General features: G+C 64.1%; 13 protein-coding genes, 1 tRNA gene and 1 pseudogene. 8 read left to right on the plus strand and 7 right to left on the minus strand.

The genetic code is table 11. The features are described from left to right. Positions 1-71 precede the first annotated feature (71 nt). A complete protein-coding gene (locus tag YU3_RS0114270; RefSeq protein ID WP_027166892.1) occupies positions 72-1,265 on the minus strand; it encodes an HlyD family secretion protein in 1,194 nt (397 codons plus the stop codon). Positions 1,266-1,399: 134 nt separating this feature from the next. Here YU3_RS0114270 and YU3_RS0114275 point away from each other — a divergent pair, with 134 nt between their 5' ends. After that, positions 1,400-2,098: a TetR/AcrR family transcriptional regulator gene (locus tag YU3_RS0114275; RefSeq protein WP_027166893.1), complete on the plus strand. Its 699-nt coding sequence runs from the start codon at positions 1,400-1,402 to the stop codon at positions 2,096-2,098. A gap of 221 nt (positions 2,099-2,319) precedes the next feature. Further along, a pseudogene (locus YU3_RS36545) lies at positions 2,320-4,768 on the plus strand (DNA translocase FtsK). 26 nt (positions 4,769-4,794) lie between these two features. On the opposite strand, the gene yihA reads toward YU3_RS36545, so the two are convergent. From yihA to YU3_RS0114295, 3 genes are all read right to left on the minus strand, one after another. Further along, the gene (yihA, locus tag YU3_RS0114285) at positions 4,795-5,436 is read right to left on the minus strand and encodes a ribosome biogenesis GTP-binding protein YihA/YsxC (protein ID WP_027166894.1); all 642 of its coding nucleotides are present in this window, start codon (positions 5,434-5,436) and stop codon (positions 4,795-4,797) included. Positions 5,437-5,462: 26 nt separating this feature from the next. Further along, complete coding sequence (locus YU3_RS0114290; RefSeq protein ID WP_027166895.1) at positions 5,463-6,101, minus strand: CatB-related O-acetyltransferase; 639 nt, start codon at positions 6,099-6,101, stop codon at positions 5,463-5,465. A gap of 94 nt (positions 6,102-6,195) precedes the next feature. Beyond that, the gene (locus tag YU3_RS0114295; RefSeq protein ID WP_027166896.1) at positions 6,196-6,510 is read right to left on the minus strand and encodes a hypothetical protein; all 315 of its coding nucleotides are present in this window, start codon (positions 6,508-6,510) and stop codon (positions 6,196-6,198) included. A gap of 168 nt (positions 6,511-6,678) precedes the next feature. Here YU3_RS0114295 and YU3_RS0114300 point away from each other — a divergent pair, with 168 nt between their 5' ends. From YU3_RS0114300 to YU3_RS0114310, 3 genes are read left to right on the plus strand one after another with little or no spacing between them, the layout of a single operon-like run. Then, entirely contained in the window at positions 6,679-7,143 is a 465-nt protein-coding gene (locus YU3_RS0114300; protein ID WP_036258500.1) for a MarR family transcriptional regulator, read from the plus strand. Continuing rightward, positions 7,136-8,422 carry an HlyD family secretion protein gene (locus tag YU3_RS0114305; protein WP_027166898.1) on the plus strand — a complete coding sequence of 429 codons (1,287 nt, stop codon included), beginning with the start codon at positions 7,136-7,138 and terminating at the stop codon, positions 8,420-8,422. The genes YU3_RS0114300 and YU3_RS0114305 overlap by 8 nt, the downstream gene beginning before the upstream one ends. Beyond that, positions 8,419-9,963, plus strand: coding sequence for a DHA2 family efflux MFS transporter permease subunit (locus YU3_RS0114310; RefSeq protein ID WP_027166899.1), 1,545 nt, complete (start codon positions 8,419-8,421; stop codon positions 9,961-9,963). Before YU3_RS0114305 ends, YU3_RS0114310 begins: the two co-directional genes overlap by 4 nt. A 468-nt stretch (positions 9,964-10,431) precedes the next feature. Here YU3_RS0114310 and yidC read toward each other — a convergent pair whose 3' ends face one another. Genes yidC through rpmH form a run of 3 tightly spaced genes read right to left on the minus strand, consistent with a single transcriptional unit; the run spans position 10,432 to position 12,779 of the window. Further along, entirely contained in the window at positions 10,432-12,261 is a 1,830-nt protein-coding gene (yidC, locus tag YU3_RS0114320; protein ID WP_027166900.1) for a membrane protein insertase YidC, read from the minus strand. Positions 12,262-12,274: 13 nt separating this feature from the next. Further along, entirely contained in the window at positions 12,275-12,628 is a 354-nt protein-coding gene (gene rnpA / locus YU3_RS0114325; protein ID WP_027166901.1) for a ribonuclease P protein component, read from the minus strand. A gap of 16 nt (positions 12,629-12,644) precedes the next feature. Further along, a complete protein-coding gene (rpmH, locus tag YU3_RS39305) occupies positions 12,645-12,779 on the minus strand; it encodes a 50S ribosomal protein L34 (protein ID WP_008833937.1) in 135 nt (44 codons plus the stop codon). Positions 12,780-13,033: 254 nt separating this feature from the next. Between rpmH and YU3_RS0114330 the strand changes: the two genes are divergently transcribed. The 3 genes from YU3_RS0114330 (at position 13,034) to YU3_RS0114340 (ending at position 15,478) form a co-directional block, all read left to right on the plus strand. Further along, entirely contained in the window at positions 13,034-14,527 is a 1,494-nt protein-coding gene (locus YU3_RS0114330) for a HAMP domain-containing sensor histidine kinase (protein WP_027166902.1), read from the plus strand. Positions 14,528-14,667: 140 nt separating this feature from the next. Further along, a tRNA-Arg gene (locus YU3_RS0114335) sits at positions 14,668-14,744 on the plus strand. 203 nt (positions 14,745-14,947) lie between these two features. Beyond that, positions 14,948-15,478 (plus strand): dihydrofolate reductase family protein, encoded by a 531-nt coding sequence (locus tag YU3_RS0114340; protein WP_027166903.1) that lies wholly within the window; start codon positions 14,948-14,950, stop codon positions 15,476-15,478. The last annotated feature ends 47 nt before the right edge of the window (positions 15,479-15,525 follow it).

The following is a 15,525-nucleotide window of genomic DNA, read 5'->3' on the forward strand; positions in this document are numbered from 1 at the left end:
ATTGCGTCGAAACAGATAAAGCAGGCGGGGCGGCTCGGCGCTCGAATGGCCACCGAACCGCCCTCCGATTGTTAGTTCGTCGTCGAGGCCGGCGCGGTTCGGCTGTCGACGGCGACGACGACGCTCAAGCCAGCGCGCAGCTTGCCGGTCTTAAGCACATCGGCCGGCACGTCTATGCGCACGGGCACGCGCTGTACCACCTTGGTGAAGTTGCCGGTGGCGTTTTCCGGCGGCAGCAGCGAGAACACCGCGCCGGAAGCCGGCGCCAGCGAAGACACCGTGCCTTCGAAGCTCTGGCCGTCGATCGCGTCGACGGTGATGCGGACCTTCTCGCCGGGCACCATCCGGCCAAGCTGCGTCTCCTTGAAGTTGCCGACGATGTAGAGCTTGTCCATCGGCACGACGACGGCGAGCTTCTGGCCGGGGTTGACGAGGTCGCCCTGCTCGACCGAGCGGTTGCCGACGACGCCGTCATAAGGCGCCTTCAGCACGGTGAAGGACAGGTCGCGCTGGGCCTTGTCGCGGGTGAGCTGCAGCGAGGCGAGCGTCGAGGCCGACTCCGCGCGCTGGGCTTCCAGCACGCCGATATTGGCCTGCGCCGCGGCAATCTGCGCGTCGGCGCCGACAAGCGCCGCCTTGGCCTGGTCGAGCGCGGTCTGGGCGTCGTCGAGCTGCGCCTGGGTACCGACATGGGTCTTGAGCAATTGAGCGGCACGCACCTGAGCCCGGCCGGCATTGTCGGCGGCGGCCTGATCGGCAACCTTCTGCGCTTGCGCCTGCTGCAGCGAAGCCTGGGCAGCCTTGGTCTGCGCGTCGATGCGGTCGAGCGTCTTCGCCAATGTGGCGATCTGTGCTTCGGCCTGGGCGACCGCGATCTTGTAGTCGCCATTGTCGATGACGAACAGCGGATCGCCGGCCTTGACCTGCTGGTTCTCGCTGACCAGCACCTTATCAATATAACCGGATATTTTCGGCGACACGAACGACATATCGGCCTGGACATAGGCGTCGTCGGTGGAGATCATGAACCGACCGTCGCTCCAGTAGTTATAGCCATACCAGGAGCCGGCGCCGAGCAAGGCGAGGCCAATGACCGGTAACAGGAACGAGCGCGCCGAGCGCTTCTTCTTGGCCGGCGCCTCGGCTGCGGGCGGCGCGACCGGGGTGGCGGGCTGGACAGGAACTTCCGGGGCTTCGGTCGAGGGCTGGACCTTGGCGTTTGGAAACGTGCGGACTTCGGCGGTGGCGGGCGCGTTGGAGGACATTGGCGATCTCTCTGGAATGTCAGTCAGACTGAACCGTTCGGTTCGAATTCGAGATTGACATAGCGCGGAAAGAGGACCATATCAAGAGGAAATCGAACCGAGCGGTTCGAAATATTTTCTAGGGAATGACGTCCATGGTCGACACGACAGCCGATAGCGATCTGCTCGACTTGCGCAAAGGCCGACCCGCGGCCGGGCAGGATCCTGTAAAACGGGCCCAGATCATCGAGGGCGCTCGCCGCGTCTTCATAGACAAGGGTTTCGAGGCCGCCTCGATGAACGACATCACCCGCGAGGCCGGCGTCTCGAAGGGCACGATCTACGTCTATTTCGAAAACAAGGAAGAGCTGTTCGAGGCCCTCATAGAGGAAGAGCGCGGCACCATCTTCAAGAACATGTATGAGGTGCTCGACCATTTCCAGGACCTGCGCAAGACGCTGGTGAAGTTCGGCACGGTGCTCGCCACCAAGATCACCTCGGTCAAGGTCATCCAGGCCCAGCGCACGGTGGTCGGCGCATCCGACAGGATACCGGAGCTTGGCGCGCGCTTCTACGAACGTGGCCCGAAGCGCGGCCACGACAAGGTCATGGCCTTCCTCAACGAAGTCGTCGAACGCGGCCTGCTGCAGATCGACGATGTCGACCTTGCCGCCTATCAGTTCACCGAGTTGTGCCTGGCCGGCTTGTTCCGCCAATGCATCTTTTCCTACCGCACCAAGGCGCCGAGCCACGCTGAGATCGAGCACATCGTGGCGTCCGGCGTCGACGTTTTTCTCAAGGCCTACGGCACGGAAAAATTCCTCGCCGAGGAAAGGGCCTTGGCATCGGCCTGAACGTCCGAGCACGCGCATCCCGGAGCACACAGGGCGAACCTGAAGGGTCGCGACGCGTCTCCAGGAAGCCCGTCGGCGCGGTCGACCTCGGTACCGCGAAGGCCTGCCGGCCGGCCCCACTCAAAAACATCCACAGGGATCATCCGGCTGGCGCTGTCGGAAGGACCTGTTAACCGTCGCTTCCTATGTCTCGGGACACGTTCAATCGGCGAGTCTCGAGAATGACATCCACGCGTTTTCCCCGTGCCAATCTTTCTGGCGCTTCCGCCTACGGCGACGACGATCACCGTCGCGCGGAGGACGCCGGGCGCCGTGGCGCGGTCTCGCAGCCACTGGCGCAAGCGGGGCGGGTCGTCACGTTGCGCGCTGCGCAGGAGAGCGAATCGAACGCCGCTCGCGTCGCATCGTTCGATTCGGCCGATGGCGGCGAATTCAGCCGCCCGGCCTGGCAGAACTATTTTTTCCTTGCGCCCAATGTGCGTTTCACCCGCACGCCGGACACCGATCTCGCCAAGCGGAACACCCCGCGAGGGGAGGATGCCGCGCAGGGCAAGGCACCCGCAGTCGAGCCCGTCCGGTCCGCGCCGCCGGCCCTCGCAACAGCCAATCCAGTCAGGGCAACGCCGGCTACCACTGCATCGTCGGCGCAAGCCAGACCGGTCCAGGTGCCTTCCGCCGCCGCTCCCGCCGCGGCGCCCCGGATTGCCGCCGCTCCGGCGCCGAAGCCGCGTCCGACCGGATTGCGCTGGTCCTATCTTTCCGATCACGCCTTTTTCGAGTTCGGCATGCCTTTCCTTGCCGAGCGCCTGGCGCGGGCGCGTGCCAGCGAGAGCTCACAGGCGCCAGCCGTCGCAGCACAGCCGTCAGTGATCCCGAGACAGCAGCCGAGCCAACCGCGCCCCGCTCTCATGAGCGACGCGACATCGTTCTACCGCGTCATCGAATGGCGCTCCGACGCGATGCTTCCGAACGCTGCGCCGGCTGCTACTCCCGCCGTTCAGCCCGCTCCTGCAGAGACTGCGCCGGCCTCTCATGCGGTGAGCGCCGGGACCGGCAAATCGACCGCCAAATCCAAGCCCTCCCTGCCGATCGCCGGCGCGGTCGTGCCGCCGTCCGCTTCCATCGGCTACGAGCTTCCTTCCGAGGACCTTTTGCAGATGCCGCCGGAAGGCCAGGGCTTCTACATGTCGCAGGAGCGGATGGAGCAGAACGCCGACCTGCTTGAAAGCGTACTGGAGGATTTCGGCGTCAAGGGCGAGATCATCCATGTCCGGCCGGGTCCGGTCGTCACGCTCTACGAATTCGAGCCGGCTCCGGGCGTGAAGTCCAGCCGCGTCATCGGGCTCGCCGACGACATCGCCCGCTCGATGTCGGCCATTTCGGCGCGCGTCGCTGTGGTGCCGGGCCGCAATGTCATCGGCATCGAGCTACCCAACGAGACGCGCGAAACGGTCTATTTCCGCGAGCTGATCGGCTCGGCGGGCTTCCGCAATACCTCCTGCAAGCTGGCGCTCGGCCTCGGCAAGACGATCGGCGGCGAACCGGTCATCGCCGAGCTCGCCAAGATGCCTCATCTGCTGGTGGCCGGCACCACCGGCTCCGGCAAGTCGGTCGCCATCAACACCATGATATTGTCGCTGCTCTACCGCATGAAGCCGGAGGAATGCCGCCTCATCATGGTCGATCCCAAGATGCTTGAACTCTCGGTCTATGACGGCATCCCGCATCTTTTGACGCCGGTCGTCACCGATCCCAAGAAGGCCGTCACAGCGCTGAAATGGGCGGTGCGCGAGATGGAGGACCGCTACCGCAAGATGGCGCGCCTCGGCGTGCGCAGCATCGACGGCTACAACCAGCGCGCGGAAAGTGCCCGCGACAAGGGCGAAGTCGTGGCCATGCAGGTGCAGGTTGGTTTCGAGAAGGGCACCGGCGAGCCGCTGTTCGAGGAGCGTGCCATCGACCTCTCGCCCATGCCCTACATCGTCATCATCGTCGACGAGATGGCCGACCTGATGATGGTGGCCGGCAAGGAGATCGAAGGCGCCATCCAGCGGCTGGCGCAGATGGCGCGCGCCGCCCGGCATCCATTTGATCATGGCCACGCAGCGTCCCTCGGTCGACGTCATCACCGGCACCATCAAGGCCAATTTCCCCACCCGCATCTCCTTCCAGGTGACGTCGAAGATCGACAGCCGCACCATCCTGGGCGAGCAGGGCGCCGAGCAGTTGCTCGGCCAGGGCGACATGCTGCACATGGCCGGCGGCGGGCGCATTTCGCGCGTACATGGCCCCTTTGTGTCCGACGTGGAGGTCGAGCACGTCGTGGCGCATCTGAGAGCGCAGGGGCGCCCCGAATATCTCGACACGGTCACCGCCGACGAGGAAGAGGGTGAGGAAGCGGCGGACGCTGGCCCGGTCTTCGACAAAAGCGCAATCGCCGAGGAGGATGGCGACGCGCTCTATGAGGAAGCCGTCAAGGTGGTCAAGCGCGACAAGAAATGCTCGACTTCTTACATCCAGCGCCGTCTCGGCGTCGGCTACAACCGCGCCGCCTCGCTGGTCGAACGCATGGAGAAGGAGGGCCTGGTCGGCACCCCCAACCATGTCGGCAAGCGCGAGATACTCACCGGCCGGCGCGATCGTGAGCCTGGACGCGACGAGACGGATTGATCGGGGCGGTCCCCGGCAGGGCGGCGTCAGCCGCCGTTCGCCACCAGGGCGATTGCCGCGCGCAATTCGTCGAGACCCGCGGCTTTCTCCGATGACGTCGCCAGCACCACGGGGAACGCCGCCGGCCGCTTCTTGATCTTGGCCAGCGTCTCCTCGATCAGTCTCGGCACGCCGGCCGCCTTGATCTTGTCGGTCTTGGTCAGCACTACCTGGTAGGAGACCGCCGCCTTGTCGAGCAGGGTCAGCACTTCCTCGTCCTTGGCCTTGATGCCGTGGCGGGCGTCGATCAGCACATAGACGCGCTTCAGCGTGACGCGGCCTTGCAGATATTCGTAGATGAGTTTCGTCCACTCATCGACCTTTTCCTTAGGCGCGCTGGCATAGCCGTAGCCCGGCATGTCGACCAGCGCCATCGGCGGCAGGTCGGCGCCTTCGCCGGAGAACCCGTCCGGCACGAAATAGTTGAGTTCCTGCGTGCGGCCCGGCGTGTTGGACGTGCGCGCCAGGCCCTTGTGCCCGACCAGCGCGTTGATCAGCGACGACTTGCCGACATTGGAGCGGCCGGCGAAGGCGATCTCCGGCGGGCCTTCCGGCGGCAGGAATTTCATCGACGGCACGCCGCGGATGAAGATCCACGCGCGCGTGAACAGCTCCGGACTTATTGCAATTTCGCTCGTGGATTTGTCGGGCGCGTTCAAACCGCTGCCTCCAGCCTGGAAATATCGGCGCCGCGAATGGCGTTGAGGTTGCGGCTGATCTTGTCGACCGGCCAGTCCCACCAGGCTGCCTTCAAGAGCCGCCGCACCGTGAATTCGTCGAAGCGCATTTTCACCACCTTGGCCGCGTTGCCGGCCACGATCGCATAAGGCGGCACGTCGTGCGTGACAACCGATTTCGCCGCCACGATGGCGCCATGTCCGATATTGATGCCTGGCATGATGACCGCATCCATGCCGATCCACACGTCATTGCCTATGGTGGTGTCGCCGCGGATCTCCTTCGACCAGGTCTCCGGGTCAAAACCTTCCTCCCAGCCATGACCGAAGATGTTGAAGGGATAGGTCGAGAATCCGGACATGGCGTGGTTGGCGCCATTCATGATGAAGCGCGCTCCCTCCGCGATGGCGCAGAATTTGCCGATGATCAGCCTGTCGCCGATGAAGTCATAGTGATGCAGAACGCATTTCTCGGCGAATTTGTCGGGGCCGTCGGGATCGTCGTAATAGGTGAAGTCGCCGATCTCGATGTTGGGCGCGCTCACCAGCGGCTTCAGGAAGCCGACGCGCGGATGCATCGCGACGGGATGCTTGATGTTGGGGTTGGGTCCGGTCAACGCGGTCCCTCCAGGGTTCGCAGGCATGTTATGGCGCAGCGGGCGATGGCGGCGCGCGATCAAACTAACGTGATCCGCCTGTAGCACCAACCGTTCAGTGGCTGCCGCGGCAGATCACGATCGGATTGGAAAGGGCGCTGTCGAACCCGCTGCCCTGATAAACCTGGACGTTCGACGCTCCGGGCGGCAGCGAGAAGCTGCCCTCGACGATCTTCTGCTCGCCGGTCATCGTGTGGAGAGCCCAGCTGAAAGTGCAGAATTGCGGCGGCGCCTTGCGTTGCACGTGGCTGCAGTTGAGCTGCGCGCCACCCAGCATTGCCGCCCCGCCGCAGCTCACCGCGTCCTTCGCGGCGACCGGAAAAGCGTATCCTATCAGGATCGCGAGGAGGGTGGTCTTGAGCCGGTTCATCGTCTTGCCCTTGCCGCAAAATAGGCTGGTCCAGCGGGGGTTCTGGCCCATGCGATATTTTGACCATGCGCCTTAGTCGGTCTTGCAGACCGCGTCCAGTCGGATTATGTGCATGATGATAATAAGCATGCTCACGAAAGTTTGTTCGCCGACTCCGAAGTTTCTCCCATGCCCTCCTCGCCAAATATCAGCTTCGTGCTGCACGATGTCGCGCGCCTGCTCAGGAAGCGGTTCGAGCAGCGGTCGCGCGCCTTCGGGCTGACCCGCGCGCAATGGCAGGTGCTGGCCTATCTTTCGCTGCATGAGGGCATCCACCAGAACAAGCTGGCCGACCTCATCGAGATCATGCCGATCACGCTCGCACGGCTGCTCGACAAGATGGAAGCGCGCGGCTTCATTGAGCGCCGGCCCGATCCCGCCGACCGCAGGGCGTGGCTTCTCTACCTGACCCTGAAGGCCCATCCGCTCATCGAAGTGATGCGCAGCAACGGCCAGAAGACGCGCGAGGAGGCCTTCACGGGCCTGTCCGCGGACGCGCAGCGCCAGCTGCTGCAGACCCTTTGCCTGATCAAATCCAATCTGCTCGAGGCCTGCGCCCAGCCGGCCGTCGACCGGGAGAAAGTCCATGTCTGAAGGAACCTCACCCAGAAAGCCCGCCGACGAGGAAAGCGAAAGAGTAAGCGACCAGGTCATCCGCCTGGACAGCCAGCGCGAGCACAGGCGCGGCGGCGGCAATCCTGCGATCGACGATGGCGAGCTGGAAAGCCCCGTCGCCCCGGAGCCGGCGGCCGAAGCTCCCTCGACGCAGCCGAAACCGGCTTCTGTCACTGTAGCTCCGCCGGCTCCCGTCAAGCCGCGCCGCAGCCTCACCCGGCCGATCCTGTTCGCGCTGCTCCCGGTCGCGCTTGTGGCCGGCGGCTACTACTATGTCGTCGGCGGCCAGGTCATGACCACCGACAACGCCTATATCCAGGCGCAGTCGCTTGGCGTTTCGACGGATGTCTCCGGCACCGTCGACGAGATCGACGTGCATGACAACGAGGCGGTGAAGAAGGGCGATGTGCTCTTCCGTCTGAGGCCCGCCTCTTTCGAGACCGCGCTCGCGGGCGCCAAGGCGCAGCTCGGCACGGTGCGCAACCAGGTGCTGACGCTGCAGGCGAGCTACCAGCAGTCGCTGGCATCGATAGACCAGGCCGAGGCCGACATCCCCTACTACGAGTCCGCCTTCCAGCGTCAGCAGGACCTGCTCAAGACCTCGACCGCCTCCAAGGCGACCTTCGACAGCGCCCAGCACGACCTCGTCGCCGCCCGCCAGAAGGTGATCGTCGCCAAGGCGCAGGCGCAGGCCATGCTTGCCCAGCTCGGCGGCGACGCCAGCCAGCCGGTCGAGAAGAACCCGTTCTACCTGCAGGCCCAGTCGGCAGTGGACGATGCCCAGCGCAACCTCAACGACGCCGTCGTCAAGGCGCCGTTCGACGGCATCGTCACCAATGTCGACGCGCTGCAGGTCGGCAAGTACCTGCCGGCGTCGCAACCGGCCTTCAGCCTGGTGTCGTCGACCGACATCTGGATCGCCGCCGAGCCGAAGGAGACCGAGCTCACCTATGTGCGGCCCGGGCAGAAGGCGACGATCAGCATCGACGGCTACCCGGGCGAGGTCTGGCACGGCACGGTCGGCTCGATCAGCCCTGCTTCGTCGTCGAGCTTCTCGCTGCTGCCGGCGCAGAACACCAGCGGCAACTGGGTCAAGGTCGTGCAGCGCATTCCGATGCGGGTGACGATCAATGATCCCGAAGGCAAGCCGCCGCTGCGCGGCGGCATGAGCGCGGTCGTCGGCATCGACACCGGTCATGCCCGCGGCCTGCCCGATTTCGCCACCGACCTCCTCAAGCGCTTCGGACCAAACTCATGACCACGGCTTCCGCGACAGGCGCGCCCGTGGTCGCCAATCGCGGCGCCATTACCGCTTGCGTGATCCTGGCGGTCATCATGCAGGCGCTGGACACCACCATCGCCAATGTGGCGCTGCCCTACATCCAGGGCAGCGTCTCGGCGAGCGCCGACCAGATCAACTGGGTGCTCACCTCCTATATCGTCGCCGCCGCCGTGATGACGCCGCCGTCGGGCTATCTCGCCAATCGTTTTGGCCGCAAGCGGATCCTGCTGGTGGCGATCACCGGCTTCGTGGTGGCCTCGGTGCTGTGCGGCTTTGCCCAGTCGCTGCCGCAGATCGTCGGTTTCCGCCTGCTGCAGGGCCTGTTCGGCGCGGCCTTGGTGCCGCTGTCGCAGAGCATCCTGCTCGACATCTACAGCGTCGAGGAGCGCGGCTCGGCCATGGCGCTGTTCGGCGTCTCGGTGATGGTCGGGCCGGTGCTCGGCCCGGTCATCGGCGGCTGGCTGACGGAGAACGTCTCCTGGCGTTGGGTCTTCTACATCAACGTGCCGATCGGCATGCTTGCCTTCGCCGGCGTCTCGATGTTCGTCCAGGAAACCAAGCTCGACCTCAAGGCCAGGCTCGATTGGCTGGGCTTCGGCATGCTCAGCATCGCCATCGCGTCGCTGCAGATGTTCCTCGACCGCGGCGAGCAGCTCAACTGGTTCTCCTCGGCCGAGATCATCGTCGAGGCGCTGGTCTGCGCGTCGGCTTTTTACATCTTCATCGTCCACACCTTCACCGCGCGCGACACCTTCGTGAACCCGCGGCTGTTCCTCGACCGCAACTTCGCCGTCGGCATGGTGTTCATCTTCATCATCGGCATCACCTATCTCGCCTCGCTTGCGCTGATGACGCCTTATCTGCAGACGCTGATGGGCTATCCGGTGGTGACGGCCGGCATCGTCATGGGGCCGCGCGGCCTCGGCACCATGGCCTGCATGTTCCTCGTCGGCCGTCTTGTCGGCAAGGTCGACACGCGCTGGCTGCTGTTCATCGGCCTCGCGATCACCGCCTGGGCGATGTACGACATGACCGGCTGGACGCCGGATGTCTCGCAGTGGACGATCATCAGCACCGGCTTCATCCAGGGCGCGGGGCTCGGCTTCCTGTTCGTGCCGCTCACCACCATCACCTTCGCCACGCTGGCGCCGGAGCGGCGCGCGGAAGGCACCGGCCTCTACAATCTGTCGCGCAACATCGGCTCCAGCGTCGGCATCTCGGTCGTCACCGCGCTTTTGACGCAGAACCAGCAGATCAATCACGCCAGCATCGCCACCTATGTGACGCCCTACAACCAGGCGTTCAGCGATCCGGCGGTCTCACAGGCGCTGAGCCCTTACACCGGCGCCGGTCGCGCCGCGCTCGACGGACTGGTGACGCTGCAGGCGACGATCATCAGCTATGTCGACGACTTCAAGCTGATGATGATCCTGTCCTTGGCCGCCATCCCGCTGGTGCTTCTGCTGCGCAAGCCCGGCACGCCGGCCAAGATCGATCACGGCGCGGTCATGGAATAAAGGACCGGGGTCCCGCCGCGCGGGACCCCGGCCTGCCGGGCGGCCTCCCAAACACCGGCGTCGTTGCGCCGGAAGCCGCCGCGGCTTTTGGGGAGGACGAAAATTATACGAAGCGGGCCGGCGCGGAGTTTCAGGAGCCCCTAATAATCTGCCGAAAATCATTCTCGCCCCCGGTGTGTCGAGGGCAATCACGTGTGGGTTTATCGGCGAACGCCAACGCAACGCAGCCGATCAAGGCTTGCCGGTTATCTGAAGCTCAGAAAGCCATACGCGATCGCCTTGTCCGAATGGCGCGGACGTTGGAGATCGGCCGAACCCCTCGTGACGTCGTCATCCTCGGGCTTGACCCGAGGATCCATTCCGCGACCTTTGCCGCATCAATCGCGAAGGTTGGCGCTGTCCCGTCGGCATCTCCAACGAAAAACCCCGGCCGATGGCCGGGGTTCGCTTTGGAAGATCGGGTTCCGGCTACTCCGCCGGCGATGGTTTCTTGCGGAACAGCGCCGCCAGATTGTCCCATAATTCGATCTTGGCACCCTGGCGCTTCATGATCACGCCCTGCTGCAGGATCGACAGCGTGTTGTTCCAGGCCCAGTAGATGACCAGGCCGGCCGGGAATGAGCCCATCATGAAGGTGAAGATCACCGGCATCCAGGTGAAGATCGCTGCCTGCGTCGGATCCGGCGGCGCCGGGTTCATGCGCATCTGCAGGAACATGGTGATGCCCATGACCACCGCCCAGGCACCCATATGCGGCAGGAAGGCGGGCGCCGCGAATGGCAGCAGGCCGAACAGGTTGAAGACCGATGTCGGGTCGGGCGCCGCCAGGTCGTGGATCCAGCCGAAGAACGGCGCATGCCGCATCTCGATGGTGATGTAGAGCACCTTGTAGAGCGAGAAGAACACCGGGATCTGCAGCGCCACCGGCCAGCAGCCGGCCAGCGGATTGATCTTCTCGGTCTTGTAGAGCTCCATCATCGCCTGTTGCTGCTTCATCTTGTCGTCCGCGTATTTCTCGCGGATCTCGACCATCTTCGGCTGCACCTTCTTCATGTTCGCCATCGAGGCATAGGACTTGTTGGCAAGGGGGAAGAAGATGGCCTTGACGATGACGGTGGTGGCGAGGATCGCCAGGCCGAAATTGCCGAAGAACTTGTAGAGCGTGTCGATGAGCCAGAACATCGGCTTGGTGATGAAATAGAACCAGCCCCAGTCGATCATCAGGCTGAACTGGCGGATATGACGGTCGGCCTCGTAGGCATTGATCGTCGAGACTTCCTTCGCGCCGGCGAAGATTTCGGACTCCACCGTCGTCGACTGTCCGGGCGCAACGCTGATCGCGTCGGAAAGGTAGTCGGACTGGTAGCTGTGCGAGTGGGGACCGTCCTTGAACTCGAAATAGGAGAATTTCGGCTGGAAGGGCTGCTTCTCCGTCGGGATGAGCGTCACGGCCCAGTACTTGTCGGTGATGCCGAGCCAGCCATTGGTCGACTTGCTGGGCGTGTATTCCTTGTCCTTCTCGATCTTGGCGTATTTGTACTCCTGCAGCCCTTCGCTGCCGGTCACGCCGATCAGGCCCTCATGCAGCACGTAGGTGCTGGCGACGGCCGGCTTGTCGAAGCGGGTCACGCGCCCGTAATTGTACAACGAGACGGCGGCCGTTCCCGAATTCTGCACCGTGTCGGAAACGGTGAACATGTAGTTGTTGTCGATCGAGATGGTGCGCTTGAACGTCAGGCCCTTGTCGTTGGTGAAGCTCAGCGTCACCGGCGTCGACGGCGTCAGCGTCGGATTGCCGTCGACGCTCCACACCGTATCGGCGCCCGGCACCTTGCCTGTCGCGTCGTTGCCGACGAAGCCGATCTCTGCGAAATAGCCGTTGGGCAGCGAGGACGGGTTGAGCAGCTCGATCTCTGGCGAGTTCTTGTCGACCGTCTCATTGTAGTGCTTGAGCTTCAGGTCATCGAGGCGCGCGCCGGTCAGGTTGATCGAGCCCTCGAGGCTGGGCGTGTCGATCTTGACGCGCTTGCTCGCGGCAATCGCCTGGTCGCGGCTGGCCGCCGTCACCGCATCGCCGCCGGGCGTGGTCGGAATGGCGCCGGGCGCAGGGGCCGGCGTTCCGGCCGCGCCTGGATTGGTTCCTTGCGCTTCCTTCTTCGTCGCCTCGACGCGTTGCTGCTCGATGCGGGCCTGCTCGCGCTGCTGCTCCACGCGCGGGTTCATGTAGAACACCTGCCAGAGCGTCAGGATCAGCACCGACAGCGCGATGGTGATGAAGAAATTGCGGTTGGTTTCCATCGAAAGCCCTGGCCTATCGTGTTCCGCGCAGCCGGCGGGAAAGTTCGGCCTTCAACTGGCCGAACGGAGTGGCAAGCACGTCTTCGCGCCCGACGATCACATAGTCATTGCCGGGCGTCATGTCATCGGCGGCATGGACGCGCACGGCTTCCCTCAGCCGACGCCGGACGCGGTTGCGCACCACGGCGTTGCCGACCTTCTTGGTGACGGTGTAGCCGACGCGCGGCGCAAGGTCATCGCCGCGGTCGAGAACTTCAACGAGAAAAAGCCGTCCGCGGCGTTTCTCGCCGCCGCGCACAGCCAGAAAGTCCGCGCGTTTCAGAAGCCGCCCGGGAGCGTATCCCTTTGGCTTGCCGGTTGCGGGCAACGATCTCGTCTTCCGTTCAGGCGCTGAGCCGCTTGCGGCCGCGATTACGGCGGGCAGCAACGACACCACGGCCACCCTTGGTAGCCATGCGGGCACGGAAACCATGCCGGCGCTTACGGACGAGCTTGGACGGTTGGTAAGTACGCTTCATTTGTTTTAATACCGCGGGGTGCGGCCCTTCTTGATTCTGTCACTCTGTAACAGGAGCTTTGCCAGGCCGGCTTAGGCGCGATCGAAACCGCGCCGGGACGAATGGCCCGAGCGTGAGCGGGCTTATAGAAAGAAGGGTTTTGGAAGTCAATCCGCCCCGCCGCGGGGCAATTTTTCGCGGGGTGACGATGAAATTGGCAAAAAAGCCGCAAATCGCATAACCTTGACCGATCAAGCCTTTGTGAATGCGCGTCAATGACGAGTGAAACTCTGTCCACGAATGAGCAGGCAACTCCGGCGGCGGCGAACTCCACGCGCCGGGTGCCGCTGTCGCGCGGCCTGTCGACAAAGCTTCTCCTGCTCACCATCGCCTTCGTGCTGCTGGCCGAAATCCTGATCTTCCTGCCCTGGATCGCCAGCTACCGGGTCAATTGGCTGAAGGAGCGGTTGAGCACCGCCGCCGCCGTGTCGATCGTGCTGCTGCAAGGCGAGCCCAATTCGCTGTCGCACACCGCCCAGAACGACGTGCTGATGGCGATCGGCGCCAAGGCGATCGCTGTTCGCGACGGCGGCGTCTCGCGGCTGCTCGTCGTTTCCGACATGCCGCCCCAGGTCGACGAGCATATCGACATCACCAATGTCGGCCTGGTCAACGGCATGACCGGCGCGCTCGACACCTTGTTCTTCGGCGGCAAGCGCATGCTGCGCGTCTTCGGTCCGGTCGGCGACAGCGACAAGGAATTCGAGCTGATCATGCCCGATTACCGTTTGCGCGACGCCATGCTCAGATATTCGCGCAATGTCGCCGTCGTCTCGCTGCTCATCTCGCTCTTCACCGCCATGCTGGTCTATGCGGCGATCGACCTGATCATGATCGGGCCGATCCGCACCATGACGCGCTCGATCCTGTCTTTCTCCGAGGCGCCCGACGATCCCGGCCGCGTCATCCGCCCCGGCGACCGCGCCGACGAGATCGGGGTGGCCGAGCGTGAGCTGTCGCTGATGCAGGACCGGCTGCAGAAGATGCTGTCGGAGCAGAAGCATCTGGCGGACCTTGGGTTGGCCGTGTCGAAGATCAATCACGACATGCGCAACATCCTGGCGTCCGCGCAGCTGATGTCGGATCGCCTGCGCCACGTGAAGGATCCGACCGTGCAGTCCTTCGCGCCGAAGCTTTTGCGCGCGCTCGACCGCGCCGTGGCCTATTCGGAGGGCGTGCTCGCCTATGGCCGCACGCAGGAGCCGGCGCCGTCGCGCCGGCGCGTGCGGTTGCGCCAGCTGGTCGACGACGTGCACGGCCTGCTCGACATCGAGGACAGCATCGAGTTCATCAACGCCATCGAGCACGCCTTCGAGGTCGACGCCGATTCCGACCAGCTGTTCCGCGTGCTCACCAATCTCTGCCGCAATTCCGTGCAGGCGATGGCGGCCGATACCGAAAGCGCGGTGGTGCGCCGGCTGGCAGTCGGCGCCGAGCGCCATGGCAGCGTCAGCCGTATCACCGTCACCGACACCGGTCCCGGCCTGCCGCCCAAGGCGCGCGAGAACCTGTTCGCCGCCTTCCGCGGCTCGGCGCGCAGCGGCGGCACCGGCCTCGGCCTGGCGATCGCCCATGAGCTGATCCGCGCCCATGGCGGCGCGGTCGAGCTTGTCGAATCGATCGGCGGCCGCACCGTCTTCGCCGTCACCATCCCCGACCAGCCGGTGCGGCTCGATCAGGCGCGCGGAAGTTTGCGCCGACCAGCGTAGGCGATCCAAACAAAATACCTGCGACAAAACTTTTGCCGGATCGGCTTGCTTTTCGCAAATTCAGTCGTTAGGGAACACACCACATCGCGGCCGGCCATCTCGACCGGTTCGCGGGGCCTGTGTCACACACGGCCTATTGCGCGCCCGTAGCTCAGCTGGATAGAGCACCAGACTACGAATCTGGGGGTCAGGAGTTCGAATCTCTTCGGGCGCGCCAATAATCTCGAAAACATCCGTTCGCGCCGCATCCACGAGGTCGACACTCCAAAGGTTTGCTCGACAGGATGATCCGCTTGGCGCGAGCGGACGGGGTTGCTCATGCGCGCTCCAAAAACCAATTGCAAAATAGATCGGTCGATCTAACCTGAACTGATTGCATAACGCAATCAGATTGCGCGAATGCCATGTTAGGGACAGGCAATGGCCAAGCTCGTGTTCGGAATGAACCAGTCGCTGGACGGTTACGTCGATCACATGGCGTTTGGGCCGAGCCCCACACTCTTCCGCCACTTCATCGAGGACGCGCAGAGGCAGGCCGGCAGCATCTACGGCCGCCGTATGTACGAGATCATGCGCTATTGGGACGACGATCATCCTGAATGGGATGCCGAGCGGCTTGCCTACGCGGCGGCGTGGCGGCGCCAGCCGAAATGGGTCGTCTCGCGTTCGTTGCAATCTGTCGGCCCCAACGCCACGCTTGTCGAGGGCGATCTCGAGGGCGTGATCCGCAAGCTGAAGGCCGGACGCGACGGTGAGATCGAAGTCGCGGGCCCGGACCTGGCGCGAAGCCTTACTGACCTCGGCTTGATCGACGAGTATCGGATCTACCTGCATCCCGTCGTGCTTGGCCACGGCAAGCCCTATTTCGCCGGACCTCGGCCGCCGCTCCGCCTGATGGCCAGCGATCGGATCGGCGAGGATGTGCTCAGGTTGACCTACGTTCCTGCCTGATCTCGACAGTCCCCGCGCCACCGCCCGGCAGAAAATTCGTAAGGGTC

Source organism: Mesorhizobium sp. WSM3224, from assembly GCF_000427725.1.
GTDB lineage: Bacteria > Pseudomonadota > Alphaproteobacteria > Rhizobiales > Rhizobiaceae > Mesorhizobium.